We start from the raw sequence: 25,175 nt of genomic DNA, 5'->3' as shown, positions 1-25,175 counted from the left end.
GTCGGGTACTCGCTCAAAGAAAGCCTGCGCGGAAGCGGAGCGCGCCAACCGCGCGCCAGAAGACCGCAGCCGGTGGAATCAGGGCCGACGTGACGATCATCTCGGCCACATGAGCGGGCGATCTGGATGTGTGCCGCAGCCGCAGAAAGCAGAAACGCGCCGTCATGCACAGCCACACCGCGCCCGCAACTGCCGCGATGTCGTGGCGCGCCATCGCCAATGCAGCGACACAAACCAGCAGGGCCGCGACGATCAGGTAGTAGTCCCAGCGCGGCGCGGCGCGGATTTTTTCGCGATAGCGCACCGGATGCTTCTTGAACAGCAGCGCATCGAATTGCATCTTCTTCGTCTGCGACAGGCTGACGCCCCAGTCGGCGGGACGGATCGGATGCGTGATGACGGCATTGGGCGCATGCACGATGCGCGCGCGGTAATCGAGCAGGCGGAAATATAGGTCGGAATCCTCGCGCCATGCGAAGCGGAAGCGCTCGTCGAAACCGCCCAGGTCTTTCAGCACGCGCTTGCGGCAGAAGCAGTTGGCGGTGACGAATTCGGCCGTCTCCAGATTGCGCGCATCGCGTTCGTAATCGGTCGGCGTGCCGTTCAGCGGCATCGTGATGCGGCCCCGCACCGCATGCACGTCGTTCTTGAATGCGCGCAGGCCGTGCTCGATCCAGTCGGGGCTGGCGACCGTGTCGTCGTCGGTGAAGGCGATGATCTCGCCGCGCGCCGCATGCCACCCGCGGTTGCGCGCGGCGGCCGGTCCGTGCGGGCCGGACGACGGAATGTAGGTCACCCTGAGGCCGTCCGGCGACGCATGCTGCGCCCAGCGCCGCACCACGGCCTCGGTGTCCGGGCTCGGGCGATCGTCGACGACGATGATTTCGAAGCGCTCGGGGTCGAAGGTTTGCAGAACCAGGCTGGCGACGCAACGATTCAACAGTTCGGGCCTGCCGCAGGTCGGCACCACGACCGACACCTGGACGTCTTCCGATGCGGATTGCCAGCGGCTTGTGCGCGCGGCGGTCGGTTGCGCGTTGATGCGCCAGCCCGCCTCGACGGCACTGCTCTCGAGCGTGGCGCCTTCCTGACAGATCGCGGAGCGTTTGCGGCTGCGCTTGAATGCAAGGACTTTCGACATGAATGCTTACCTGAAGGAATGTCTGAGCGGATCGCTGAATGCTGCGCCGCGGTTTGCTGTTATTACGAGCGGATCAGGCGCAAAGAAGTTCAGCCTGCATGCGCATTCAGCAAAAGCCGTTCCCGCGTGAAATTGCCTGCGGGCATGCTGGGTTTTTTCTGCATCGCATGTTTGTCATGCAACGCTTTCACCCGGGCGTTTCATTTCATCAATTGCACCGTGCCGTCAGGCTGTGCCGTGGCTTCGGTGCGCTCCTGCAGTTGCCAGAGGCGCGCGTAAATGCCGCCGTGGGCCAGCAGCTGGCTGTGCGTGCCGCGCTCCACGATGCGTCCGCGTTCCATGACCAGGATTTCATGCGCGCCGACCACGGTTGACAGGCGGTGTGCGATGACCAGCGTGGTACGGTTGTGCGCCAGCTGATCCAGCTCCGCCTGGATCGCGCGTTCCGACTGCGTGTCGAGGGCGGACGTGGCTTCGTCGAAAATCAGGATCGGCGGATTCTTGAGTATGGCGCGGGCAATCGCGATGCGCTGCTTCTCGCCGCCCGACAACTTGACACCGCGTTCCCCCACCGGCGTTTCGTATTTTTGCGGCAACGAGTCGATGAAGTGATGGACATGCGCGGCCTTCGCTGCCGCGATGATCTGTTCCATCGTTGCGCCGTTGCGGCCATAGCCGATGTTGTAGGCGATCGTGTCGTTGAACAGCAGCGTGTCCTGCGGCACCACGCCGATCGCTTCGCGCAGGCTCTTCGCGCTGACGCTGCGAATATCCTGACCGTCGATCAGCACGCGTCCGCTGCCGACATCGTAGAAACGCAGCAGCAGGCGCGCCAGCGTCGATTTGCCGGAACCGCTGCCGCCCACCACCGCGACAGTGCCGCCGGCCGGCACGCGGAAGTTGACGTTGTGCAGGATCGGCCGCGTCGCCTCGTAGCCGAAATTGACATTCTCGAATGTCACTTCGCCATGCGTCGCATGCAATGCAGGACGGCCCGGCGGGTCGTCGATCTCGGGCTTTTCACGCAGCAGCTGGAACAGCTTCTCGGCATTGACCAGCGCATCCTTCGCTTCGCGGTAGACGAAACCGAGTGCATTGAGCGGCAGGCAGATCTGGATCACGTAGGCGTTGATCAGGATCAGGTCGCCCACCGTCATCTGTTGCGTGAGCACACCCTGTCCGGCCAGCAGCATGACCGAGGCCACGCCCAGCGCGATGATGGCGCTTTGCCCGACATGCAGCAGAAACAGCGCCTTCTGGTTGGCGACGGCCGCTTCGATCCAGTGATCCATGATGCCGCCGAAGCGGCTGGATTCCAGTTTTTCGTTGGTGAAATACTTGACGTTGTCATAGTTGATCAGGCTGTCGGCAAGCAGGCTCTTTGCACTGGAGTCGAGGCGGTTGACGCGCCGCTGATGGATCGTGCGCCTTGCGGTAAAGAACAGTGTGAAGCCGCAGTAGATGAGGAAGGTTACCGCGAGCAACGCGGTGTACCAGTAGCTGTAGCGCGCGCTGATGATGGCGCCCACCATGCCGATCTCCAGCAGCGTCGGCACCAGCGTGAACAAACCGACGCCGAGCAGGAAGGCAATGCCGCTGGTGCCGCGGTCGATGTCGGGCAGCAATCCGCCGATGCGGCGCTGTGCGTGGTAGCGCGAACCTAGCGCATGCAGATGGGCGAACGTGTTCTGGGCATAGGCCGCGACGGTGTGTTGCGTTACGCGCGAAAAGGCAAGGTCGCGCAACTCGTTGAACAGCGTGCTGGCAAAGCGCAGCAACGCATAACCCACCAGCAGCACGACGGGCAGCGCCGCGATCTGCTCGGGGCGCGACAGCTCATCGACGATGCGCTTGAGCGACAACGGCACCGAGACGACCGCGACCTTCGCCAGCACCAGGAAGAGCAGCGCGAGAAAGATGCGCCCCTTGAACTGCGAGACGAGTCTCCAGAGATCGTGCATCACCCTGGTTTCAGCGACTCTGGAGCCGACGGCTGGCGAGGTTTCCCGGGAGGTGTCGAGCGACATGGCTTGTGTACATGGCTTGTGTCATGCACGTTGACGGAACCGTTAAATGGTATGGAACTTGCTGTCGCTTTCCCGTGAATCATGTGGCAGGGAACAGGGAAGGAGCTTCACCATGGCAAGAGTTCAGCAGTCAATCGAGGTGAATGTCCCGATTCACGTCGTGTATCAGCAACTGACGCGCTTCGATCAATATCCGCAATTCATGCAAGGGGTCGACGCGGTACGGCAGGTCGATGCGACGCATTTGCACTGGCGTACGAGGATCGCTGCGCAAACCATGCAATGGGATGCCGAAATTACCGAACAAGTTCCGGATCGATGCATTGCCTGGCGCAACATCGGCGGCCCGAAAAACACGGGCAGAATGGAAATGCAGTCTGTGACGCAAGGAAAGACCCGTGTGACACTGGCCATGGAATGCAACGACGACGATGTACACGATGGACAGCGACCGACTTCTTCGCAACCGGGCAATCCGGAGCTGGAACTGAGGCAGCGTGCCGAGCAGGATCTGGCCCGCCTCAAGAAACTCGTCGAGTCGGGACAGGTAACAACGGGCGCGGCGGATGATCTGCATGCCCGGCATTTCGGCTATTCCGGCGAGGAAGGTTCCGACGGCCAGCAAGTGGCAGCCGCCGGCTATGCGGCCGGTTCCGAAGGCTGGGATGGCAACGAAGACCCCGGCATACCGGAAACGGGGGGCGGGGTTTCCGGCAACGAGCATGCGGAAGCCGTCGAGATTTCCATGAAGATGGAGGACGAGGCGACGCGGCCGCCGCAGAAAAAGGCGAAGGCGGATGAATCGTCATCTGCCGCGCAACCGGCATCCTGGTTGCCGCAGTTTCTGCATGGCTGGGAAGACCCGGTCGCGATGATGCGGCGCATGACGGAAGAAATGGATCATGTCTTCGAAAAATTCGTCGGGCGGCCGATGTCTGCCATGCGCGATGTGGCGGGCGAGACAAGCGGCCAGAGCACGGCGGGCGAGTGGATGCCGTCGCTGGAGGTTGCGCAGCGCGGCGGCGAGCTCGTGATCTCGGCAGACCTACCCGGCGTCAAGCGTGAAGATGTGCAATTGCAGATACAGAACGACAAACTGATCATCGAGGGCGACCGGCATCACGATACCCGGCGCGAGAGCGGTGCCTACCGCGAGATGGAACGCTCCTACGGCCACTTCTATCGTGAAGTATCGCTGCCGGCCGGCACCGACATGGATGCGGCATCGGCATCCATGCGCGACGGCGTGCTGGAGGTCACGATACCTGTGACGCGCAGCACGCAGCAAGGCAGACGCATCGACATCCGGTAACCTTGCCTCGGCGTCAGGTGCGCCGCATTCCGCATGACATGCCCGGCATGCAGACTGCGTGCCGCCACTCTGTCGCCACGCATCCGGAGGCAAGCATATCGATATCGTCACGCTCTGGTTTCTGATCATCGGCGCATTGCTGATCCTGATGGGCCTGCTCGGTTCCGTACTGCAGCGTCTTCCTCTCAGCCCCGCCATGTTCTATCTCGCAATCGGCTATGCGCTCGGCCCGTCGGGCGCGGCGCTGGTTGCGCTCGACCTGAAGCAGAATGCCGATGTCCTGACGCTGATCGCGGAGATTGCACTGCTGATATCGCTGTTTTCGGTCGGACTGCGCCTGCGGGTGGAACTGTCGGATCCGCTATGGAGGCTGCCGTGGCGGCTCGGTGTCGGCGGCATGCTGGTGACCATCGTGCTGTTGAGCGCGGCCGGCATGTTCATGCTGCATCTGCCGCTGGGCGCGGCCCTTTTGCTGGCGGCGATCCTGGCGCCAACCGATCCCGTGCTGGCCTCCGATGTGCAAATCCGCGACGTCGGCGACCGCGACCGCATCCGTTTCAGCCTGAGCGGCGAGGGCGGTCTGAACGACGGCACCGCCTATCCGTTCGCCATGCTCGGCCTGTTTTTGCTGGGCGTGCAGGATGCCGCCACCGGCAACTATGCCGGTCCATGGGCACTGGCGTGGGCGGTTTGGGGCGTCGCGAGCGGACTGGCCTGCGGCTGGCTGCTGGGCAAGGTGGTCGTCAGTCTGGCGCTGTATTTGCGCCAACACCATCATCAGGCACTCGGCATGGAAGAGTTTCTCGCGCTCGGCTTGATCGCGCTGTCCTACGGCGTGTCGCACCTGATTCACGGCATCGGCTTTCTCGCCGTGTTTGCGGCGGGGGTGACGATGCGCGGCATCGAGCACAAGGCGAGCGGCGAGGAGGGACCGGCAACGGTTGCCATCGGTGCCATGCCGCTCGGCGATCCGGCGGCGATCGCCACCGATCCGGACAAGGCGCCGGCGTACATGGCGGAAGTGGTCCTCGACTTCAATCAGCAGCTTGAACACATCGCCGAATTCGTGATGGTGCTGCTGCTCGGCATCATGATCTCCGGCAGCGGCCTGTCGCTCGAAGGCGTCCTGATTGCCGTCTTGCTGCTGCTGGTGATTCGGCCGCTTTCGGCATTCGCGGTGCTGGCGGGCACGCACGTGACGCCGTTGCAGCGCGGCTTGCTGGCGTGGTTCGGCATACGCGGACTCGGTTCGCTGTATTACCTCGCGTTCGCGCTGCAGCATGAATGGCAGCCGGACCTGTCGCAGCGCTTCATTCCGCTGGTGTTGACCGTGCTTGCGATGTCGATCGTGCTGCACGGCATTTCCGCCACGCCCTTGATGGATCTGTACTACAAGCGGCGTCCTGCATCGTGATGCCGGTGCCGCCGGAAAAGGCAGTGCGATTTACAAGCCGCTGTATTTATTACGTATCGTCCCGGGAGCGTGACGTTTCTGCCCGGACGAAGCGCGCCGCCGCTGCATTCCGGGCATTCGCCGTCACGGGTACATCACTTGCTTGAGCCTGCAGGATCATTGCCCTGGCAGATACGGCCGGGTTCAATCGTGCAGGAGAACGATGTGTTTACATTGGGCATCAATGCGGCTTACCACGACTGTTCCGCAACGCTAGTGCATGACGGCGTCGTCCTTGCCGCCGCGGAAGAAGAGCGCTTCACCCGCATCAAGCACGGCAAGCGGCCGCTGCCGTTCAGCACATGGCAGCTTCCGTTCCACGCGATCGATTACTGTCTGCGCGAGGCCGGCATCATGCTGGCCGACGTCGATCATGTCGCCTATTCATTCGATCCATCGCTGCTGCTTGGTCCTTGCCAGGACAGTGCCACCATCTCGCTGCCGCTGGAGCCGTCCGCGCACGCGTCGGAGTGGCTGTCGCCGTGGGACCCGCTGTTTCTTGCGTCCATCGTGAACGCGCCGCGCCAGCTCGCCAGCGGCGCGCCGCATCATCTGAAGGACCGTTTTCGCGGCGTGCGCCACGACGGGCCGTTCCAATGGCATTTCGTCGAGCATCATCTGGCGCATGAGGCGAGCGCATGCCTTGCATCGCCTTTCGACGACTGTGCGGTGCTGACAATGGACGGGCGAGGAGAGCGTGCCACCACCAGTTACGGCATCTATCAAGACCGCCGCTACCGCCGCATCCGCCAGGTCAATCTGCCGCATTCTCTCGGCCTGCTGTACGAAGCACTCACCGCGCATCTCGGTTTCCTGCATTCCTCCGATGAATACAAGGTCATGGCGCTCGCGTCGTTCGGCAAGCCGGTCTATGCGCCGCTGCTGCGCGAAGTGCTGCGCTATCGCGGCGATGGCGGTTATGAGGTGAACCCCGCCGACTGGGGCCGGCTGTTCGGTCCGGTGCGCAGGCGCGGCAGCGAATTCACGCAAACGCACATGAACATCGCCGCCTCCTTGCAGCAAGTGCTGGAGGAGACCGTACTGCAAATGGTCGATTGGCTGCACCAGCAGACGCGCGCTTATAACCTGTGCATGGCGGGCGGCGTTGCGCTGAACTGCGTGCTCAATGCGCGAATACGCGATTGCAGCGCGTTTTCACGCGTGTGGGTGCAGCCGGCGTCGGGCGATTCCGGCACGTCGCTGGGGGCGGCGCTGTGGATCGATGCCGAGCGCAGCGGCGCATCCAGGCCGCATTGGCGGATGGATCATGCCTTTCTCGGGCCCGCCTATGACGATGGAGAAATCGAAGTCTTTCTCAAACAGACGAAGCTGCCGTACCGGCGCGCTGGCGATCTGGCCGGGGAAGTGGCCGATCTGCTGACGCAGAACAAGGTGATCGGCTGGTTCCAGGGGCGGATGGAATTCGGTCCGCGTGCGCTGGGCGCGCGCTCCATCCTTGCGTCGCCGATCGATGCCACGATGCAGGCGCGGCTCAACGCGATCAAGGATCGCGAAGATTTCCGTCCCGTTGCGCCGGTTGTGCTGGAGGAAGAGGCCGCGCACTGGTTCGTGAATGGCGGCGTGTCGCCGTTCATGGTGTTCGTGTACGAGGTGCAGGCGGGCAAGGCTGACCGCATTCCGGCGGTGCGTCACGTCGATGGCACGGCGCGCATCCAGACCATTAACCGCAGACAGAACGCGGTCTACCATGATCTGTTGCGCGCATTCGCCGACCGCACCGGCGTGCCGGTGCTGATCAATACCTCGTTCAACACGCGCGGCGAGCCGATCGTCTGCAATCCGCGCGATGCGGTCGAATCCTTCTGCAGCACGCCGCTCGATGCGCTGGCAATCGGCCCCTTCCTGATGGAAAAGCAGCCGTGAGCACGGCGCGCATCCTCCAGCGTCCGGTACGAAAATTCGGTGTGCCGCCACCGCAGAAAATTGCAGTCTTCCGCGCGCTGCAGCTGGGCGACATGCTGTGCGCCGTGCCGGCCTTGCGTGCATTGCGCGCTGCCGCGCCGCATTCGCATATCACGCTGATCGGCATGCCGTGGGCCGCCGCCTTTGTGCAGCGCTTCGGCATCTATCTCGACGACTTGCTGGCATTTCCCGGATTTCCCGCCTTTCCCGAACAACAGGCGCAGCCCGCGCTCATGCCGTCATTCCTGCAGGAAGCGCAGCGCCGCGAATTCGACCTCGTGATCCAGATGCACGGCAGCGGCAATCTCAGCAACCCGCTGGCCATGCTGTTCGGCGCGAAACGCGTTGCCGGGTTTTACCGCATGGATCAGTATTGCCCCGATTTCGAAAGCTTCATCCCATGGCTGGACGGCGAGCATGAAGTGCGGCGCTTCGTGCGCCTGATGGCGTTTCTCGGCGTGCCGCCGCAGGGCGAGTCGCTCGAGTTTCCGCTGTCGGCGACGGATGAGGCGGCGCTGTGCCGCTGCGGCACTGTGGTGCCGGCTCCCGGCTCCTATGTGTGCGTGCATCCCGGTGCGCGCCTGCCGTCGCGCCGCTGGCTGCCGCAGCGCTTTGCCGCCGTCGCCGATCGCCTGGCGGAATCCGGCCTGCAGGTCGTGCTGACCGGTTCCGGGGACGAGCATGAAATCGTGCAAGCGGTGCGCGGTGCGATGCGCGCCCCCGCGATCGACTTGTGCGGCAAGACCAGCCTCGGCGCTGTGGCGGCGCTGCTCGCGCAGGCGCGATTGGTGGTGTGCAACGACACAGGCATCTCCCACATCGCGGCGGCGCTCGCAACGCCCAGCGTCGTCGTGTGCTGCGGCTCGGACCCGCGCCGCTGGGCGCCGCTCGACCATGAGCGGCACACGCTCGTCGGCGCGGCGGCGGATTGCCGGCCGTGCATGCACCAGGTGTGTCCGATCGGACATCCGTGCGCGCACCATGTCAGCGTGGAATCGGTGCATGCCGCCACCGTGCGGCTGCTGGATGCATCGCAATCCGGCCTTCCTTCGGCGCATGCAGCAGGAGTCTGTTCATGAAAGAAAGCGATTGCAAGCGCATCCTCGTCACCGGCGGCGCGGGCTTCCTCGGTTCGCATCTGTGCGAATACCTGCTGGAGCAGGGCCACGATGTATTGTGCGTCGATAACTTCTATACCGGCAGCAAGCGCAACATCGCGCATCTGCGCGCACATCCGCGCTTCGAATTGCTGCGCCACGATGTGACGTTTCCGCTCTACGTCGAAGTCGATGAAATCTACAATCTCGCCTGCCCGGCTTCCCCGGTGCATTACCAGAACGATCCGGTGCAGACCACCAAGACCAGCGTGCATGGCGCGATCAACATGCTGGGTCTCGCGAAGAGGTTGAAGGCGAAGATACTGCAGGCGTCCACCAGCGAAGTGTACGGCGATCCGGGCGTCCATCCGCAGACGGAAGACTACTGGGGCAACGTCAATCCGATCGGATTGCGCTCCTGCTACGACGAGGGCAAGCGCTGCGCCGAAACTCTGTTCATGGACTATCGGCGCCAGCATGGCTTGCAGGTGAAAATTGCACGCATCTTCAACACCTACGGCCCGCGCATGCATCCCGACGATGGCCGCGTGGTATCGAACTTCATCATGCAGGCGCTCGCCGATGAGCCGCTGACGATCTACGGCGACGGCTCGCAGACGCGCGCCTTCTGCTACGTCGATGACCTGATCGAGGCGCTGACGCTGCTGATGCAAACACCGCCCGGCTTCACCGGCCCGCTCAACCTCGGCAACCCGCTCGAACACACGATGCTGGAACTGGCAGAACACATCATCGCGCTCTCCATGTCACATTCGAGCATCGTCCTGAGGCCGTTGCCCGGCGATGATCCCGCGCGGCGACGGCCGGATATCACGCTTGCCAGGAACGCGCTGCACTGGGAACCCATGGTGGCACTCGATGAAGGCTTGACCAGGACCATCGATTACTTCCGTCAATTGCGCAGCGGTGCCGCGCATGCGGACCTCGCCGCAGCGCGGCAGACGCATGCGACCGGGAACATGCGGGAACGCAATTTGCATGTCCACCATTGAATGCAAGATCCATTCGACCACGGTGAAGGATGTGATCATGAGCGACCATCAAGGGTGGTTTGAAAAAATTGCGACTCGCTGCACACGATCGGTAATAGCGGCAACAATAGCGGCAAGCTTGTTTGGATCGATTGCCTTGCTCGCCGCTTGCAACAAGTACAGCGACTTTCCGCGTCCTCCCAGTACGCCACCAAAGCCCGTCACCTTGAGTGTTGCCCAAGCCATTGCCGCGTCAGAGACGTTGGCGGTGCAGTGCAATGCGCGTGCAACATCGGATGAGGGACGGACGTAGTGCTTGCCGGACGCAATGGCCCGTGATTGGCGGCTGGAAACACGCGATGGCATGGACTTTGCGACACTCATCGGATACTTCTTCCCGACCTCCAATAGCGGCATTCGTGATGTCGATCCTTCATGGACGGCGGCTTGGAAACGGGCATGATCTCAATCCATCGGAGATACAGTAATGGCATTGGCAATGCAGGGTGAACGCGTCAGAATTCCAGCCGGCCAGATCGAGATGGAAGGCATGTTGTGGCTGCCGGAGGACCGCTTCGGAATCATCGTGTTTGCCAATGGCGGTACAGGCAACCGCATCCGCCCGCCCAATGACTATGTGGCGAGTGTGCTGCGCAGCGCCAGACTGGGGACCATGTGGCTGGACCTGTTGACGGCAGAGGAAGCCGCAAGCCGCAAGGGTGAGCTCAAGGGTGAACTAGATACCGGCGTGCTGGCCGCCAGGCTCGACGCCGCATGCGAGTGGCTGCGGCAATACCCCGCGACCCGCGATCTCCCGCTCGGCTTGTATGGCGCCAGCAGGGGCGCGGCCGCCGTCCTGCAACTGGGCGGCATGCGGCGCGGCATCTGCGCGATCGTCTCGCGCGGCGGACGTGCCGATCTTGCGGCGCAAGGCATCCTCGGCAAGGTCAGCGCACCGACGCTGCTGATTGTCGGCGGACTGGACGAAGGCATCGTCGAGATGAACCGTGCCGCCTATGCCACGCTGCGCTGCAAGAAACGTTTCGAAATCATTCCCGGTGCAACGCACGCATTCGACGAGCCCGGCAGTCTGGAAGTGGTGGCGCGGCTTGCGCGAAGGTGGTTCCTCAGGTACCTGCATCCCGCACTCGCTTGACGGCAAGCTTTGGCGCTGCATGCCTGTCGTCGTAGAAAATTCTGAATGAAAATTCCGATGATGCCGGGCGGATGCCGTCAGGACGCAGCGCCGCCAGCGGGCCTGCCATGCGGCCCGCTTATCGTTCCGGCCGCACAAGCTCCAGCAACGCCGCGATCACCGCGCTGCGCACCTCGCTCCAGTGCGGCCCGCGTGCAAGGACATGCTTCTGGTTGATCTCCAGTTCGATGCCGAGATAATCCTGCGGTGCAAAGCATTTGCGCAGGTATGCAGTCAAGCCGTCAGACGTGCCCTTGTAGGGGTAATTCATGCGCGTCTTCAGTTCCGGCGCGTGCGTTTTCAGCGTCGCCTGCCAGCGGCGGCACAGATGCGCTTCGGCAGTTCTGGCCGGGTCGTACAGCAGGCCGATATCGGCATTGCGCAGCTTGCCGTCCAGCTCGGGCGTGAAGCTGTGGCAGGAGAGGTGGACGATGCGCGCACCGCTGCCGATGGTCTGCGTGATCCGGTTTTGCACCTCGGTGCGATAGGGCAGGTAATACTGCCGATAGACTTCCTCCCGAATCGCGCGCGGCGCATCGCGCATTGCCTCCGCATGCAGCCCGCGATGTCCCGGCGAGCGGTTCAGGTCGATCAGCAGGCGGCTGACGGTGGACAACAGCAGCGGCGCGTCCAGTGCATCCGACAGCTCGCGCGCGAGGCGCAATGCGCCGAAGTCGCGGCCGCGATGCGTGCGCAGCAGCGCTTGATGGCCGCGAAAGAATTTCCGGTAAGGGGAGGGAATCCGATTGCCGCCGTGTTCGCAGGTGATGAGGAAATTGCTTGCCACGTCGATCACGTCATTTGCCGCAATCCGCAAAAAGTGCTTCACCGTACATGCCGCAATGCCGCGTCTGCACCTGCATCAGCATGAAACGCCAAACATCCGGTCTTCCTGCAGGCAATCGCACAGCTCGCGGTAAACCCGCTGTAAATGATTCATTGAATAGTCGGAATCCACGGCCCGCAATATCCGCCGAGAAAGAGACCCCTGTTGCAGCATCACTTGCAGCGACGCTTCCCATGCCGCGGCATGCTCAGGCGCTTCGTCCAGCATCCGTTCCACCAGGCGGTGCCACAATTCCCCCGCCGTGCAGCTCGTTGCCGGATAGTCAAGCAATTCCAGATAGGCGGCATTGTCGACCACGGCCTGCTCGGCGTCGCGTATGCAGGCGTGCAGGATGGCAGCCAATGCCGGCGTCGAGATTGCCTGCAGCGCCGCCAGCGGCAAGGCGTCCGAGTGGTACAGCGTGCGCACGACAAAGCCGGCGGCGGCGGCGATCGCCATGTCGGCGCGCGGACATTCCTGCGTGTCGATGACGCGGATCTCGATGGCATTGCGGTCGAAGCGTGCGATCGCGCCGTGCGAATTCAGCCATTCGTATCGCAGCACATGGTCCGTATCGTGCGGCGCGACGTCGCGGTACATCGGGGCGAGGACCGACGCTTCATATTCCGCGCGGCTGGCGGAGTTTTCGGGGATCACCATGCCGGAGATGGAAGGGATCCTGTCCGAATTGCCGCAGTACACATGCATCCTGTAATCGGCGCACCGCGCGTCGCGTTGCTCCGCGATCGGCGAACTGGCCGCCAGCGCGGGCAGGATCGGCAGCGCCAGCCGTACCGCCGCATGCAGGCGCGCGAACTCGGCATCGCCGGCAAACGGCAGATTGACGTGCATGCTCTGCAGATTGGCCCAGCCATGACGGTTGCTGTCGAAGATGCGGTCATATGCCCGATAGATCGCGTGATTGTCATGCGGCCAGAGCCGCGTTTCGGTGCGCGGGTCCATCCACGGATGCATCGCGCCCGGCATCAGGCGCGCGCCCCATCCCTCCAGTATCCGGTTGATCGCGCGAATCTCGTTCCCGAAAGCATCCGGCAGCATCGACAGCGATGCGACGGGGCGCAGGTTCTTGATTTCGATGAGGTGCAGCACCATTTCATTCGACCACCCGAGCATGCCGCGATCGACGTCGTTGCTGTCGGCACCGGTCGCCTGGCGCAGCAGCCGGTCCGCGATCGGCGCGACGGACAGACTGGCGCTGTCCACGATCATGTATTCCAGTTCGATGCCGTAGCCGCCGAAGGCATGCAAGGCTGCAGGGTCGTCGCTCACGACGCTGTACTCCCCTTGCGTGCGTCGATCCGCTTGCGGAAAACACCCATCACTTCGCGGTACAGCGCATCGCCCAGCACGCCGTCTTCGTTGCCGGCATCCACGTTCGGGTTGTCGTTGATTTCGATCACGCAGCACTGGCTGCCCACCTGCTTCAGATCCACGCCGTAGAATCCGTCGCCGATCAGATTGGCGGCCTGGACTGCGAGCTTCACGACCTCGTCCGGCGCTTCGCCCACCGAGAGCGCCTCGGTTTTTCCTTCCGACATGCGGTGATGTTCGTGCTTGATGATCTGCCAGTGACCCGGGACCATATAGTATTTGCAGACGAAAAGAGGGCGATGGTCGAGCACGGCAACGCGCCAGTCGTATTCCGTCGGCAGATACTCCTGCGCCAGCACCAGTTCGGACTCCTGCAGCAAGTCGGCTACCTTGACCAACAGCTCCTGCTCCGATTCGACCTTTGCCACACCGAGCGAGAACGCGCCGTCGGGCTGCTTGAGGATGCACGGCAAGCCGAGCGCGAGCACGATCTGATCCACGTTGTCCCTGTGCACGATCATGGTTTTCGGAATGGGGATATGGTGACGCATCAGGAGTTCCGTCAGATAAATCTTGTTCGTGCAGCGCAGGATGGAATCCGGATCGTCGATCACCACCATGCCGGCATCCGCTGCCTGGCGCGCCAGACGGTAGGTGTAGTGATTGATGTCGGTGGTGTCGCGGATGAACAGCGCGTCGAACTCGGGCAGGCGGCGCGCGTCATCCGGCGCGATCATGTGTGCCGACATGCCCAGCACGCCGGCGGCTTCGCAAAACTTCCTGATCGCCTCCGGATTGGATGGCGACTCCGGACGCTGCGGATCGAGCAGGATGGCCAGCGCGGGCCTTTCCGCTGCCGGCTTGTCGGTGCGAATCTTTTCTTCCTTCAGGTAATCGATCGCCGCTCGCGCGACAAAGGCATGGTGCTGCGGCGGAACGTCGCCGACATTACCCGCATACATGCTGCAAAGATGCCAGCGGTCGCCGGCGCGTTCGAAGTGTGCGTGCAGGATCGGTACGCGCAGCAGTCGGAAAAGCTGCTCGCACAACGGATCGTGCTGCTGCGCGATATCGCGGCCGAAGCAGATCGTGAGTTTGGCTGCATCGGCATCCTGCTGTGCGAAGGAACAATCGATCAGTTGCGCGAGCCTGTCGCCGGTGTCCTGCACCAGCTCGTCCGCCTGCAGGTTCTTGATTGCCTCTACATCCGGCAACGGCGCGTGGCCGCGCGCTTCGGCCAGCAGGGACACGTAGTAGCCGAGGTTTTGATGACGGTAGCTTCTGCACAGATTGAAGACCTTGGTTGACCTGCATTCGCCGTAAGCGGGGTCCATCAGATAGGTTTTGGCGGGGACGACGGTGACGCCTGGAATGTCGAAAGCCCAGTCTTGCGCATGGCTCACGACAAAGAGGATGTTCATGGCGCGTCCTGTCGCCGGTGGCGGGATGGATGGATGATCAGCAGATTGGCGTCGTGCGTGACGACACCCAGCAGCACGGCGCCGATTACCCGCTCGCCGCTCAACCAGTATTCATGGGTGCTGGCGTAGGGATTCTTGTGGTAGGGATCGACCACCAGCAGCTTGCGCCGCTCGCGGTCGTAGCCCGCGATGATCACGAAATGTCCGGATGGCAGCCCGCGTATGTCGTCTGGCGTATCGTCCGCACCGTACTCGCGCGGCACGCGGTACAGAAAGGTGGAACTCAATCCGGTGATGATCGGCACGCCGCGCCGCAGATAGCCATGCACCAGTCCGCGCGACAAGTCCAGCAGCCGCAGGCGGCCGCCCAGCGAGAGAAACTCCAGGTAGCCGGTGGTCGCGTGTTGCAGCCGGTAATCCATCTTGATTTCGCGCTGCAGGCGCAGGCGTTCCGCGATGTCGATCCCGGGCCGCGTGAACCAGCTCGGATCGAACACGTTCAGATTGTAGGTGTAGATGGTCGTTTGAAAGCCAAGGCGCAATGCATCGCACGCGAGGAATACGGCGAAGGTGCCGCCATGCTCGAGCCGCCCCGTGCGCGCAATGACGTCGGTGAGCGCATCGCCATTTTTCCAGTAGCGGTAGACGGCTTGCAGGCACGTCGGCCCGCAGGTGATCTCGTCCGGCTGCGGCAGGATACTGACGGGCAATTGCAGTCTGTTGGTGATCACGGCGATGTGGTGCGTCGCACTTTCCTTGATGAAGCAGGGCGAAGAAGAAGCAGTTTTCGCTCTTTCTTTGCATACACAAACAAAGCATTTCCGATGCCAGCCGGCGGTCACGATGCCTTGGGCGAAATGTGTTCTGAAGACTGCGTGGCTATGTAAAAGTTTCATATCCGGTACAGCGGCAAGCATTCATGCAGGCAAGCGTATTGCGCATTCCGGCATGAATGATGCACCTCATGGCAGAACAATGAAGGGCAGAAGTCGCATGCGAGGAATCGTCCTTGCGTTGCACTGCAGTACTCCCGGTTGCGAACGGCGTTGCGGCTTTCAACGATTGGAGGCATCCACATGAAAACGTCAAGCTTGATCCTGTCGAGTGCGGTCGCGCTGCTGACTGCGCCGGGGCTTGCCCAGCTTCCCGATCCGGCTCCATCGACATTGCCGCCGAATAATGCCGGTCCGCCCGCCTATCCATTGAAGCCGGAGCTTGCCACTCCATCGATGCCCGGCATGCCGTCGCCGGCCACCTCCGGTGACTCCGGTGACTCCGGTACCCTGTCCCATCCACCGGCAGACGTGCAGCCGATGCCGCGCCCGGCCTCGGGTTCCGCAACGAGCGCGCCTGCGCCGGCGTCAAGGCTGCAGGCAAAATCAGCCGATGGCATCACCTATCTCTGCGGTGGCATCGGCGTGGAGGAAGTGGGCTACATGAAGAGAGCGGCGCGCGATTACGATTTGATGCTGACCTTCGCGGCGCGCGATGGCTCCTATCTGGCGGACGTCAATGTGGAAATCGACGATGCGGGCGGCACGCCGATACTGCAGATCGCCTGCGACGGGCCGATTCTATTGGTTGATCTGCCCAAGGCAGGCAATTACCAGGTGCGCGCCGACGCCGCCGGTTACACGGTCAGGCACATGGTCAACGTAGCGGAAAATCCGCAGGACGGACGCAAGCTCGCGGCAGCCGTGTTGACGTGGCCGCAGCAAGTCGCGGACGGACCGGGCGCATTCCAGTCGGGCCGCTGACTGCGCGTGCCGGGTGACGACATTCGCCCCGGCACTTCCCCTCCTGCACGCGGATGAGGATGCGCGCTTCCGGATTATTTCGGCGCGGTTGAGGGTGAAGTCGAGGCGGGCGGAGTGGTCGTCGTTGTCGTTCCGGTCGATGAGCCGCTTGTGCTGCTGCCCTTCTGTGTGCTGCTTGCGCCGCTCTGGATTTTTTCGCCGCCGCGTTCCACGTCCTTGCCGACTCCCTTCATGGTGTTGCATGCGGAGAGCCCTGCCGAGACGATCACGATGCCGAGTATGGAGATCAGTTTTTTCATGGTTTTTCCTTTCTGGTCGAGGAGTGACGTGTAGCCTTGTACCAAATGCAATGATCATGCCAAAGCGCATCGACAACATGATTGTGATTGCGCCACGCGCCGCGCACGCCGTTCAGCGGCTGCGGCCACGTTGCACGTACGCCGCCGCAGTGGATATGAGTCGGGTAACGGTGTCAATGTTCTGCGGATTGCGCAGCGTCAAGGCAAGCAGCGCGCTGGTTCCGGCGACGGTCGAGCGCGCGACGCGGCGCGGACCGATCACGACCACCGCCGCCACCGCTGCCGCACACAGAAGCGGATGCTCCTTCACCCAACCGACTGCTGCCATCGCGGCATTGTTGGCGGCGGTCTTGTACGGATGGGCGCGCTGCGACGGATCCGCGAGTGAAGCGGAGAAGCGCTGCACATGACGCGAACCGGAAGAGGAAGAGGAATCGGTGAGCTCGGCAGCATGCAATCGCGGATCACGGCTCACGGTGCGTTCAGGGACATAGGCACCACCGGGTTCGTCCGTCATGATGCGTCGATACTCGTCGCGGCTGGCCTGCATCCGTGACAGGATCGACTCCCTTTCGCTTTCAAGAAATTGCGCACGGCTCATATGTTCTCCTTGATGATGTCGATATCGCGTTGCAGCTCGCCGCGCAAGGATGTTGCGATTGATTGCGACTGAAAATGCTTCATGCAGATCCCCACGCAGATCGCCGCGATCACGCCGTAAAGCAGAACGACGGACCACGCCGCTGCCGCCCGGTATGGCGAATCCCAGAACGTGACGATGACCGCCAGTCCGAGGAAGATCGTCGCGAGCAGCGCGAACAGTCCGGCGACTGCGAAGCCGACCACCTTCACGCCGATGTCGTGTTCGCGAATCTTCACTTCGACCCGCAGCAGATCCATATAGTCGGTCATGCGATCCATCGCGAGCGCGGAGAGCAATCTGGACTTTCTCAGGGCCCAAAACATCGTGCGTTTTTTCATGAAAGATAAAAGGAAGTCGGTTGGACAATCAGGCGATACGCCTGCCGGCAACGATCAATGACGGTGCAACAGAAAGCCCAGCAACAATCCGGTGCCGACCGCTACCGCAACCGATTGCATCGGACGACCTTTCACGTATTCGGTGGTTGTTTCCATGCCGCGATTGAACTGGCGCGACGCTTCATTGGCAAGGCCCTTCGCCGTGGAACGGACCGAACTGAATTGCTGCATCATCTGCGCATGCGCCTTGGTCAGCTCGTCGTCGCTCATGCTCGGTGCGCGATCGATCAATGCGTCGAGGTCGTGCTTGATGTTCGACAGATCGCTGCGCATTTCAGCGGCGCTCCGACGCGCAGCGCCTTTTGCCTCGCGATAAGCGCCCTTGATGGCATTCGCGGCATCCGAACCGTTGCCTGGGGTGGAAGAGTGCAGTGTTGATTCCATGAGAAGCTCCTTTGAAAAATTTTCCAAACAAGAAAGAAAGTGAAGGGAATTCTTCATCGCGCCGAAATGCAGGACACCATGCCTCCCGCCTTGCATTGCCCGAAGAACTGTTTCTGCAGTTTATGAACATGCATATCGATCAAGAACAGCAAAGGATGTGCCACCTTGCATGCGGTAATGCTGCACATGCATATTCGCCAATGCGGGCGCTATCCTGAAAGACGCATGAAAAGTTCATGATTCAGCGAAAGCGTCGCGTGTTTGTATAAACCGCCTGTAATTTTTGCAAGGGCATCTATGCATTTTGTTCAATGTCCTTCGCAAAACAGCAGGAGGAAAATCCCGGTGCGAAACAATTGCATGTCGAGTCAAATGTCGTTCACATTGCCTCGATCCGTTCATCGCGCAGCACCTTCGCCGCATGTCGTCCGGCACCAGCGTAAATAACTTTACGGGTCTTCCTTTGTACTATCTCAATGAATCGACGAGAGCCATGTCCTAGAGTCCGAACATCCCGTATCGAACATCACGAACATCACGGCATTGCAAGCGCACGCATGCACAGTCCGTCATGCCGGGCGTAATCAAGCACCAGGGGAACATCGCATATCGCAGTGCACATCTCGTACACCTCATCGAGCGGTTCGATGCATGAAGATGACCGCTGACCGCTGCATCCCATCGGAGTGAGCACATGGAATGGCTTCATGGAATAGCAAAGCAGTCTCCGGAAACAGCGTTGTTCCTCTCGCTTGCCATGGGTTACTGGGTCGGCAAATTCCAGTTCGGAAAATTCCAGCTGGGCGGTGTTGCCGGTTCCCTGCTCGTCGCGGTGCTCATCAGCCAGATCGGCGTGTCAATCGATCCCGGCGTCAAATCGATACTCTTCGCCTTGTTCATCTATGCGGTCGGTTTCGATAGCGGTCCGCGATTCTTCCGCTCGCTCGGTCGGCAATCGATCAAGGAAATCATCCTCGCGGCAGTGCTTGCCGTCACCGGCCTCCTGACCGTGATTCTCGTGGCGAAATGGGGGCATCTGGACAAGGGGCTCGCCGCCGGTCTTGCCGCAGGGGGACTGACCCAATCCGCCATCATCGGAACTGCCGGCGACGCAATCGCGAAAATGGGATTGCCGGCCGATGAGGTGCAGCGCTTGCAAGCCAATGTCGCCATCGGCTATGCCGTGACCTACGTCTTCGGTTCCTTCGGTGCGATTCTCATCTGCGCGAACTTGCTGCCGCGATTCATGGGCCGCAGCATTCGCGACGATGCCATCAAGGCCGAAGCGGAATTGCTCAAGGGCGCGCCGGTTCTCGGGCCGGGCCAGCAACTCGCCGCACCCGAAATCGTCGGCCGGCTGTTTCGTGTCGGCGGCAGCGCCGGAAAAACGGTGGCCGAGGTGGAGCAGACGAGCGTTGATGCAGGCGTCACAATCGAACGCATCAAACGCGGCAATGCGCTGGTGGACGTCGCGCCGACCTTGCAGCTGCAGGCGGACGATATCGTGTTGCTGGTCGGGCGGCGTGCCGGCGTGGTCCGCGTTGCGGAGCGGCTGGGCACGGAGTTGCAGTCATCCAGCGGGATGGATCTCATCATGCAGACACGCGACGTGGCGCTGAAGAACCCGGCGTACACCAATCGCACCATCGGTGATATCCGGACTGCAACCGCCGCCAGTATTCGCCACGGCATCTATGTGCCGGCCATCAAGCGCGATGGCGCTCCCATCCCGATGACGCCCCACACTGTCGTTCAGTCTGGCGATCTCGTGACCTTGTATGGGGCCGAACAGGACGTCAAGCGCGTCGCCAAGGAGATCGGCGACGTCGTCATCAGCAGTGACAAGACCGATTTCGTGTATCACGGATTCGGCCTTGCGGTGGGCTTGCTGATTGGCTTGCTGGTGGTGCGCATCGGAGCGATTCCCTTGACGCTCGGTGCCGGCGGCGGTGCGCTGCTGTCAGGCTTGCTGTTCGGCTGGTACAGAGGGCGGCACATGACCATCGGGAATATGCCGTCCGGTGCTTCGCAGTTGCTGCGCGATTTTGGTCTGGCCGGATTCGTGGCCGCTGTCGGCTTGTCGTCCGGCCTGCAGGCGATCGAGACGATCAAGACCAGCGGCTTGTCGATCTTCCTTTGGGGTGTGGTCGTGACGGTGGTGCCGCTGATCATCACCATGCTGATTGGCCGCTACATACTTCGCTACGACAACGTCGCCGTGTTTGCCGGCGCGCTCTCCGGCTCGCGCAGTGCCAATCCGGCCTTCGGCGAAGTGCTGGACAAGGCCGAGAACGCCATCCCGACCGTTCCCTTTGCGATCACCTATGCGCTGGCGAACGTGTTCCTCACGCTGCTGGGGCCGCTGGTCGTTGCCTTCGCCTGAACACTGCCACGCGCCTCCCATTCACTCTTTTCATACAGGAGAATGACCGTGCCACATATCGATTACAGCAAGTACGCCAACCTGAGCCCTTTCGAGCTGAAGGATGAACTCATCAAGCTCGCGTCCGGTCATCCCGACATGGCCATGCTCAATGCCGGGCGCGGCAATCCGAATTTTCTGGCCACGCTCGCGCGACGGGCCTTCTTCCAGCTTGGACTGTTTGCCGTTTCGGAGGCCGAATACTCCTATTCCTACATGCCGGAGGGGATCGGCGGCCTGCCGAAGGCCAGGGATATCGGCATGCGCTTCCACATTTTTGTCGCGCACAACCGCGACAAGCCGGGCGTGGTGTTCCTTGAGCGCGCCGTGTCATACGTGCGCGATCAGCTTGGCATGCCGGAAGACGAATTCATTCTGGAAATGGTTGCCGGCGTTCTCGGATGCAATTACCCGGTACCGCCACGGATGCTGAAATGCAGCGAGCAAATCGTGCGGCACTACATCGTCACGGAAATGGTCGGCGGCAATCTCCCGATGAGCGATGTGGATTTGTTCGCCGTCGAAGGCGGCACGGCGGCAATGACCTACATCTTCAACACCATGCGCGAAAACAAGCTGATCGCGCCGGGCGACAGGATCGCCATCGGCATGCCGGCATTCACGCCGTATATCGAGATTCCGGAGCTGAACGACTATCGCCTGGAAGAGGTGCTGATCAATGCCGATCCGAACGCAAATTGGCAATACCCCGATGCCGAACTGGACAAGCTGCTTGATCCGAAGATCAAGGCATTCTTCGTGATCAACCCCAGCAATCCGCCCTCGGTGAAAATCGATGACAAAGGCCTCCAGCGCATCGCCGACATAGTGCGGACCAAGCGTCCCGATCTGATGGTGCTGACGGACGATGTCTACGGCACATTCGCGGACGGATTCCAGTCACTGTTCGCCATGCTGCCGCACAACACGATGCTGGTGTATTCCTTCTCCAAGTATTTCGGCGCGACCGGCTGGCGGCTCGGCGTGGTTGCGACGCACGCGGATAATGTGATGGACCGCACGATCGCGGCCTTGTCGGAAAGCGAGAAGAAGGAGCTTGACGAACGCTACGCGTCGCTGACGCCCGATGTCCGCGCCCTCAAATTCATCGACCGTCTGGTCGCGGACAGCCGCACGGTGGCGCTCAACCATACCGCCGGTCTATCGACTCCGCAACAGGTGCAGATGGTGATGTTCTCGCTGTTTTCGCTGATGGATCAGCAAGGCGCGTACAAGTCGGCGCTGAAGAAAATCATCCGCCACCGTGATACCGCGCTGTATCGCGAACTCGGCGTGGAGTCCGTGCGCGACGAAAACTTCGTCGATTACTACACCTTGCTCGATCTCGGTGACATCACGGAGAAGCTGTACGGGCGCGAATTCTCCGAATGGGTCATGAAGACGAAGAATCCCACCGAGATTCTGTTCCGCGTCGCCGACGAAACAGGCGTGGTGCTTTTGCCCGGCCGGGGTTTTGGCACGCTGCGTCCCGCCGCCCGCGCATCGCTGGCGAACCTCAACGAATACGAATACGCCAGCATCGGCCGCTCGCTGCGCAAACTCGCGGCGGAATACCACGAGCAGTTTCAGCAGGAACATGGTGGCGGCTCCAAGCCTCCGGCCAAGCCCGGGAACGGCGGCAAGAACAGATAGGCCGCCGCATTGGTCGGCCGGCTTGCAGGACGCATGTGCGGTGCATGATTGCGTCCTGCAAGAAGCATGAAGCGTTCATCGACTCCTCAAGGTCAGCCGTGGCGCAGCGCCGGTGCAATGGATGTCGCTGACGCGTTTCTGACTCCCAGTATCTTGACAACGTGCACCTGGCTGAAGGGCAGTTCCACTTCCACCATGCTATCCACCTCGCGTCCGATCAAGGCCAGTGCCAGCGGCGCAAGGATGGAAACGTGCGCCAGCGCCTGATTCGCATCCTGCGGGCAGACGATCGTCATCGCATGCTCACCGTCGTGTTCGATGCCTGTATAAGCGACTTCGGCATAGAGCGAGACGAAGTTTTTCTTCCGCGTGTTCTCGGGCAGGAGGATGGACGTCGAAATGATGTCGATCAGCGTTTCACCGCTGTTGAATCTCACATCCCGCACCCGCATCAGCTGCTCCGCAAGTCTACTCAATACGGTGGCATCGTCCTGCGTCAGGTAACGTTTGAATTTCATGGCAATAGGTCTCCGCTGCCTCGCGCGTGGAGGCAGAACTGTCAATGGAATGGCATTCGCCAGACGCGGCAAGGCATCGGCGAATCAGTTGGTATGTGAAGCGGGAGAGCTCGGAGAGTGGGTGTCAGGGCTGGCCGCCGGCCGCTCCTTCAGGCACTCGCCGAGCTCAAGAGAGGCAGGCGAGGTCTTTGGTGGATGTCTGCGCGCGGCGAACATCCGGCGCAGGAAAAAGGTGCGATGAAGCGCGCTTGATGGCCGCGCCGTCATGCGAAACCGACAGGCGCAACAGATCCCTGTTCAAGGCAGAACAGAAGCGATTCCGGGAAGAGAATGGCCTGATCACTTTTTCGGGGCGCGCAAGGTTGATGACGTCGGTCGAGTATAGCGATTTGGGGAACTTCGTCAACCTGCCGGGCCAGGAGAGACCGACGATTGCTGCGCACGGCGTGCATCGCCGAAGCACCTAAGCAGGTATGCAAAAGTTTTTTGACATCGAATTCATCCCCGCTAGCTGGCCAATTCGTAGGGTGCGTCCCACGCACCGTTCGCCTCTCGCAACTGGACGACATTGGCCCGTGCCAGGTGAGACGGTGCGTGGAACGCACCCTACGACATGTCAAAAACTTTTGCGGACCTGCTTAGTCCGGCACCTTCACCTTGAAGTACGCCTCGTTCGGTGGCGGATATGCCAGCTTCATCTCTTTCATCGTCTCAACGACAATTGACCCGATTGCAAGATTGCGATGGTCCTTGCTGTCGGCAGGGATCACGTACCACGGGGCGTGATCGGCATCGGTTTCATGGATGGCTTTGTCATACATCTGCTGGTAGTCATTCCAGTATTGGCGCTCCGCGAGATCGTTCGGATCGACTTTCCAGTGCTTGTCAGGATTGGCGAGGCGCGCTTCGAGCCGTTTCTTCTGTTCGGCCTTGGAGATGTGCAGGAAAAACTTGAGCAGCACCGTGCCATTCTCGGCGAGCATGTGTTCGAAATCGCGAATCTGCGCATAGCGGCGCTTGCGCTCCTTGTCGCCGATCAAGCCATGCACCGCCGGTACCAGCACGTCTTCATAATGACTGCGATTGAAGATGGCCATTTCTCCCTGGCCCGGGACTTCCTTGTGAATCCGCCACAGAAAATCATGCTCGCGCTCGACCGTCGTCGGCACCTTGAATGAAACGCAGCGCACGCCGAGCGGATCCAGTTCGCCGAACACCTTGCGAATCGTGCCGTCCTTGCCGCTGGTATCCATGCCTTGCAGCACGATCAGAATCTTGCGCCGATGCTCGGCATAGAAAATGTCCTGGTACTCGCCGATTTTCTTCGCGAGCTCCATCACCTGCCTTTCATCCCGCTCCTTGTCGCCCGTCGCAAGCGGTGCATCGGACGCGTCCTTGTCCCTGATTTTCTGCGTGCCCCTGGCACGGAAACGCTCGGCAGCTTTCATGTTTCACGGCCTTTCATCAGTGGATCAACAACACATTGAAGCGGAAGTGATGCCTGTGCTGGCGAGCGTGATCAAAGTGTTCCTTCCGCATTGCAAGGCAGCCGTAATATTGTGAACCTGAATCAAAACTGCTGTTCTGCATATTGTCGCGGTAAGCGGATCGATCGACAGCGCCACAGCGGAGTTGAATTGCGGATGCAGCACCGTGGAGAATATGACGAAGGCAAGGTCGTCACGGGCGAGTGCCATGCCCATGACGATTGCAAGGATGCCAGTGATCAGGATCAGCGACATTGGCACATTGCGTTTTTCTTGCGATGTGGCGTTTCCGGTGGTGGCAGAGCGGTGCAGGTCGGGGCTGTGTTTATTCGGCTATTCGTCAGTTTGAGAAACAGGTGCAGAGAAGGCCTCAGCCCGGCTTCTTAATCAGATACTTCGGCGACTCGACATATCCCTGCCGGTAATAGAAGCGATGGGCATCTTCGCGCCGTGAATTGCTGTGCACCTCGATGCTGTCGCAGCCGCGTTCGCGGGCCAGTTCGACGGTGCGCGCTTCGAGTGCGGCGCCGACACCTTCACTGCGGGCATTTTCGGAGACGCAGAAGTAGCTGATGCGGCAGTAATCTCCGGCAAGGGCAAGTTGCGGGATGAAATGGATCGAGATCACGCCGACCACTTCGCCGTTCCTTGTGGCGACGAGCAGTTCTTCGTCGGGGTGTGCGGTCAATTGCACGATGCGCCGTTCGATGTAGGAGGCGGCGTCGGGGTAGCCGAGTGCGTTCATCAGACCGGCGATGGGGCGGGAGTCGGCGAGCGTGGCCGTGCGGATGTCGATCATGGGAGTGTCCTGGGTTGGCGAAGGTTGCACTGCGGCACTATGTTCGCATATTCAGGGACGCGCATCCCGATTGTTCAATTGATCGAGCGGCGCACG

The 25,175-nt window shown here is 61.4% G+C and carries 26 protein-coding genes; 11 read left to right on the top strand and 15 right to left on the bottom strand.

What is annotated here, in order from left to right; translation table 11 throughout:
• Positions 1-13: 13 nt before the first annotated feature.
• Entirely contained in the window at positions 14-1,141 is a 1,128-nt protein-coding gene (locus D3870_RS12475) for a glycosyltransferase family 2 protein (protein ID WP_119739531.1), read from the bottom strand.
• Here D3870_RS12475 and D3870_RS23065 point away from each other — a divergent pair.
• Positions 1,140-1,271, top strand: a complete 132-nt coding sequence (locus D3870_RS23065) for a hypothetical protein (RefSeq protein WP_277986359.1) — start codon at positions 1,140-1,142, stop codon at positions 1,269-1,271. The two genes, D3870_RS12475 and D3870_RS23065, sit on opposite strands and share 2 nt — an antisense overlap.
• A 70-nt stretch (positions 1,272-1,341) precedes the next feature.
• Here D3870_RS23065 and D3870_RS12470 read toward each other — a convergent pair whose 3' ends face one another.
• The gene (locus D3870_RS12470; RefSeq protein ID WP_242489961.1) at positions 1,342-3,168 is read right to left on the bottom strand and encodes an ABCB family ABC transporter ATP-binding protein/permease; all 1,827 of its coding nucleotides are present in this window, start codon (positions 3,166-3,168) and stop codon (positions 1,342-1,344) included.
• A gap of 112 nt (positions 3,169-3,280) precedes the next feature.
• On the opposite strand from D3870_RS12470, the gene D3870_RS12465 reads away from it, so the two are divergent.
• The 5 genes from D3870_RS12465 to D3870_RS12445 all read left to right on the top strand — a co-directional run bounded on the left by D3870_RS12465 (position 3,281) and on the right by D3870_RS12445 (position 9,966).
• Positions 3,281-4,480, top strand: a complete 1,200-nt coding sequence (locus D3870_RS12465) for an Hsp20 family protein (RefSeq protein ID WP_158590449.1) — start codon at positions 3,281-3,283, stop codon at positions 4,478-4,480.
• Positions 4,481-4,628: 148 nt separating this feature from the next.
• Positions 4,629-5,894: a cation:proton antiporter gene (locus D3870_RS12460; RefSeq protein ID WP_242490071.1), complete on the top strand. Its 1,266-nt coding sequence runs from the start codon at positions 4,629-4,631 to the stop codon at positions 5,892-5,894.
• 204 nt (positions 5,895-6,098) lie between these two features.
• Entirely contained in the window at positions 6,099-7,817 is a 1,719-nt protein-coding gene (locus D3870_RS12455; RefSeq protein ID WP_119742033.1) for a carbamoyltransferase family protein, read from the top strand.
• On the top strand, positions 7,814-8,935 hold the full coding sequence (locus tag D3870_RS12450) for a glycosyltransferase family 9 protein (protein ID WP_242489960.1): 1,122 nt from the start codon (positions 7,814-7,816) through the stop codon (positions 8,933-8,935). Before D3870_RS12455 ends, D3870_RS12450 begins: the two co-directional genes overlap by 4 nt.
• The gene (locus D3870_RS12445; RefSeq protein WP_119739527.1) at positions 8,932-9,966 is read left to right on the top strand and encodes a UDP-glucuronic acid decarboxylase family protein; all 1,035 of its coding nucleotides are present in this window, start codon (positions 8,932-8,934) and stop codon (positions 9,964-9,966) included. The genes D3870_RS12450 and D3870_RS12445 overlap by 4 nt, the downstream gene beginning before the upstream one ends.
• A 48-nt stretch (positions 9,967-10,014) precedes the next feature.
• On the opposite strand, the gene D3870_RS22090 is transcribed toward D3870_RS12445, so the two are convergent.
• On the bottom strand, positions 10,015-10,329 hold the full coding sequence (locus D3870_RS22090; protein ID WP_147375787.1) for a hypothetical protein: 315 nt from the start codon (positions 10,327-10,329) through the stop codon (positions 10,015-10,017).
• 103 nt (positions 10,330-10,432) lie between these two features.
• On the opposite strand from D3870_RS22090, the gene D3870_RS12440 reads away from it, so the two are divergent.
• Positions 10,433-11,101 carry a dienelactone hydrolase family protein gene (locus tag D3870_RS12440; RefSeq protein WP_119739526.1) on the top strand — a complete coding sequence of 223 codons (669 nt, stop codon included), beginning with the start codon at positions 10,433-10,435 and terminating at the stop codon, positions 11,099-11,101.
• Positions 11,102-11,219: 118 nt separating this feature from the next.
• Here D3870_RS12440 and D3870_RS12435 read toward each other — a convergent pair whose 3' ends face one another.
• The 4 genes from D3870_RS12435 to D3870_RS12420 are packed head-to-tail and all read right to left on the bottom strand — an operon-like array spanning position 11,220 to position 15,450.
• Positions 11,220-11,969: an N-formylglutamate amidohydrolase gene (locus D3870_RS12435; RefSeq protein ID WP_242489959.1), complete on the bottom strand. Its 750-nt coding sequence runs from the start codon at positions 11,967-11,969 to the stop codon at positions 11,220-11,222.
• Between the two features lie 33 nt (positions 11,970-12,002).
• Positions 12,003-13,256 (bottom strand): carboxylate-amine ligase, encoded by a 1,254-nt coding sequence (locus D3870_RS12430; RefSeq protein WP_119739524.1) that lies wholly within the window; start codon positions 13,254-13,256, stop codon positions 12,003-12,005.
• Entirely contained in the window at positions 13,253-14,719 is a 1,467-nt protein-coding gene (locus tag D3870_RS12425) for a RimK family protein (RefSeq protein ID WP_119739522.1), read from the bottom strand. Before D3870_RS12425 ends, D3870_RS12430 begins: the two co-directional genes overlap by 4 nt.
• A complete protein-coding gene (locus tag D3870_RS12420) occupies positions 14,716-15,450 on the bottom strand; it encodes a cysteine peptidase family C39 domain-containing protein (protein ID WP_119742027.1) in 735 nt (244 codons plus the stop codon). The genes D3870_RS12425 and D3870_RS12420 overlap by 4 nt, the downstream gene beginning before the upstream one ends.
• A gap of 345 nt (positions 15,451-15,795) precedes the next feature.
• Between D3870_RS12420 and D3870_RS12415 the strand changes: the two genes are divergently transcribed.
• Positions 15,796-16,476 carry a hypothetical protein gene (locus tag D3870_RS12415; RefSeq protein WP_119739520.1) on the top strand — a complete coding sequence of 227 codons (681 nt, stop codon included), beginning with the start codon at positions 15,796-15,798 and terminating at the stop codon, positions 16,474-16,476.
• Between the two features lie 74 nt (positions 16,477-16,550).
• Here D3870_RS12415 and D3870_RS12410 read toward each other — a convergent pair whose 3' ends face one another.
• From D3870_RS12410 to D3870_RS12395, 4 genes are all read right to left on the bottom strand, one after another.
• Entirely contained in the window at positions 16,551-16,775 is a 225-nt protein-coding gene (locus tag D3870_RS12410; protein ID WP_119742025.1) for an entericidin A/B family lipoprotein, read from the bottom strand.
• Positions 16,776-16,887: 112 nt separating this feature from the next.
• Positions 16,888-17,376 carry a hypothetical protein gene (locus tag D3870_RS12405; RefSeq protein ID WP_119739518.1) on the bottom strand — a complete coding sequence of 163 codons (489 nt, stop codon included), beginning with the start codon at positions 17,374-17,376 and terminating at the stop codon, positions 16,888-16,890.
• On the bottom strand, positions 17,373-17,741 hold the full coding sequence (locus D3870_RS12400) for a phage holin family protein (RefSeq protein ID WP_158590448.1): 369 nt from the start codon (positions 17,739-17,741) through the stop codon (positions 17,373-17,375). The genes D3870_RS12405 and D3870_RS12400 overlap by 4 nt, the downstream gene beginning before the upstream one ends.
• 69 nt (positions 17,742-17,810) lie before the next feature.
• The gene (locus tag D3870_RS12395; RefSeq protein WP_119739514.1) at positions 17,811-18,200 is read right to left on the bottom strand and encodes a glycine zipper domain-containing protein; all 390 of its coding nucleotides are present in this window, start codon (positions 18,198-18,200) and stop codon (positions 17,811-17,813) included.
• Between the two features lie 694 nt (positions 18,201-18,894).
• Between D3870_RS12395 and aspT the strand changes: the two genes are divergently transcribed.
• Positions 18,895-20,583 carry an aspartate-alanine antiporter gene (gene aspT / locus D3870_RS12390; RefSeq protein WP_119739512.1) on the top strand — a complete coding sequence of 563 codons (1,689 nt, stop codon included), beginning with the start codon at positions 18,895-18,897 and terminating at the stop codon, positions 20,581-20,583.
• Between the two features lie 42 nt (positions 20,584-20,625).
• Positions 20,626-22,275, top strand: a complete 1,650-nt coding sequence (locus D3870_RS12385; RefSeq protein WP_199710630.1) for a bifunctional aspartate transaminase/aspartate 4-decarboxylase — start codon at positions 20,626-20,628, stop codon at positions 22,273-22,275.
• Between the two features lie 92 nt (positions 22,276-22,367).
• Here the strand turns inward: D3870_RS12385 and D3870_RS12380 are convergent, their stop codons facing one another.
• The gene (locus D3870_RS12380) at positions 22,368-22,793 is read right to left on the bottom strand and encodes a GreA/GreB family elongation factor (protein ID WP_119739510.1); all 426 of its coding nucleotides are present in this window, start codon (positions 22,791-22,793) and stop codon (positions 22,368-22,370) included.
• Positions 22,794-23,041: 248 nt separating this feature from the next.
• Here D3870_RS12380 and D3870_RS12375 point away from each other — a divergent pair, with 248 nt between their 5' ends.
• Positions 23,042-23,260, top strand: a complete 219-nt coding sequence (locus D3870_RS12375) for a hypothetical protein (protein WP_147375786.1) — start codon at positions 23,042-23,044, stop codon at positions 23,258-23,260.
• A gap of 171 nt (positions 23,261-23,431) precedes the next feature.
• Here the strand turns inward: D3870_RS12375 and D3870_RS12370 are convergent, their stop codons facing one another.
• The 3 genes from D3870_RS12370 to D3870_RS12360 form a co-directional block, all read right to left on the bottom strand.
• Positions 23,432-24,241: a PPK2 family polyphosphate kinase gene (locus D3870_RS12370; RefSeq protein WP_119739507.1), complete on the bottom strand. Its 810-nt coding sequence runs from the start codon at positions 24,239-24,241 to the stop codon at positions 23,432-23,434.
• A 24-nt stretch (positions 24,242-24,265) separates the two neighbouring features.
• Entirely contained in the window at positions 24,266-24,535 is a 270-nt protein-coding gene (locus tag D3870_RS12365; protein WP_119739505.1) for a hypothetical protein, read from the bottom strand.
• Positions 24,536-24,650: 115 nt separating this feature from the next.
• The gene (locus D3870_RS12360) at positions 24,651-25,079 is read right to left on the bottom strand and encodes a GNAT family N-acetyltransferase (protein WP_119739503.1); all 429 of its coding nucleotides are present in this window, start codon (positions 25,077-25,079) and stop codon (positions 24,651-24,653) included.
• Positions 25,080-25,175 lie beyond the last annotated feature (96 nt).

The sequence above is a fragment of the Noviherbaspirillum cavernae genome (assembly GCF_003590875.1).
GTDB lineage: Bacteria > Pseudomonadota > Gammaproteobacteria > Burkholderiales > Burkholderiaceae_D > Noviherbaspirillum > Noviherbaspirillum cavernae.
The sequence above is the reverse complement of the archived record's forward strand: the minus strand, read 5'-3'. Positions and strand labels throughout refer to the sequence as shown.

Coding starts and splice junctions, on each gene's coding strand:
- D3870_RS23065 (WP_277986359.1), top strand. CDS start 1,140: ATGAATGCTTACCTGAAGGAATGTCTGAGCGGATCGCTGAATGCTGCG.
- D3870_RS12475 (WP_119739531.1), bottom strand. CDS start 1,141: ATGTCGAAAGTCCTTGCATTCAAGCGCAGCCGCAAACGCTCCGCGATC.
- D3870_RS12470 (WP_242489961.1), bottom strand. CDS start 3,168: ATGTCGCTCGACACCTCCCGGGAAACCTCGCCAGCCGTCGGCTCCAGA.
- D3870_RS12465 (WP_158590449.1), top strand. CDS start 3,281: ATGGCAAGAGTTCAGCAGTCAATCGAGGTGAATGTCCCGATTCACGTC.
- D3870_RS12460 (WP_242490071.1), top strand. CDS start 4,629: ATGGGCCTGCTCGGTTCCGTACTGCAGCGTCTTCCTCTCAGCCCCGCC.
- D3870_RS12445 (WP_119739527.1), top strand. CDS start 8,932: ATGAAAGAAAGCGATTGCAAGCGCATCCTCGTCACCGGCGGCGCGGGC.
- D3870_RS22090 (WP_147375787.1), bottom strand. CDS start 10,329: ATGAGTGTCGCAAAGTCCATGCCATCGCGTGTTTCCAGCCGCCAATCA.
- D3870_RS12440 (WP_119739526.1), top strand. CDS start 10,433: ATGGCATTGGCAATGCAGGGTGAACGCGTCAGAATTCCAGCCGGCCAG.
- D3870_RS12425 (WP_119739522.1), bottom strand. CDS start 14,719: ATGAACATCCTCTTTGTCGTGAGCCATGCGCAAGACTGGGCTTTCGAC.
- D3870_RS12415 (WP_119739520.1), top strand. CDS start 15,796: ATGAAAACGTCAAGCTTGATCCTGTCGAGTGCGGTCGCGCTGCTGACT.
- D3870_RS12410 (WP_119742025.1), bottom strand. CDS start 16,775: ATGAAAAAACTGATCTCCATACTCGGCATCGTGATCGTCTCGGCAGGG.
- D3870_RS12405 (WP_119739518.1), bottom strand. CDS start 17,376: ATGAGCCGTGCGCAATTTCTTGAAAGCGAAAGGGAGTCGATCCTGTCA.
- D3870_RS12400 (WP_158590448.1), bottom strand. CDS start 17,741: ATGTTTTGGGCCCTGAGAAAGTCCAGATTGCTCTCCGCGCTCGCGATG.
- D3870_RS12395 (WP_119739514.1), bottom strand. CDS start 18,200: ATGGAATCAACACTGCACTCTTCCACCCCAGGCAACGGTTCGGATGCC.
- aspT (WP_119739512.1), top strand. CDS start 18,895: ATGGAATGGCTTCATGGAATAGCAAAGCAGTCTCCGGAAACAGCGTTG.
- D3870_RS12385 (WP_199710630.1), top strand. CDS start 20,626: ATGACCGTGCCACATATCGATTACAGCAAGTACGCCAACCTGAGCCCT.
- D3870_RS12380 (WP_119739510.1), bottom strand. CDS start 22,793: ATGAAATTCAAACGTTACCTGACGCAGGACGATGCCACCGTATTGAGT.
- D3870_RS12370 (WP_119739507.1), bottom strand. CDS start 24,241: ATGAAAGCTGCCGAGCGTTTCCGTGCCAGGGGCACGCAGAAAATCAGG.
- D3870_RS12365 (WP_119739505.1), bottom strand. CDS start 24,535: ATGTCGCTGATCCTGATCACTGGCATCCTTGCAATCGTCATGGGCATG.
- D3870_RS12360 (WP_119739503.1), bottom strand. CDS start 25,079: ATGATCGACATCCGCACGGCCACGCTCGCCGACTCCCGCCCCATCGCC.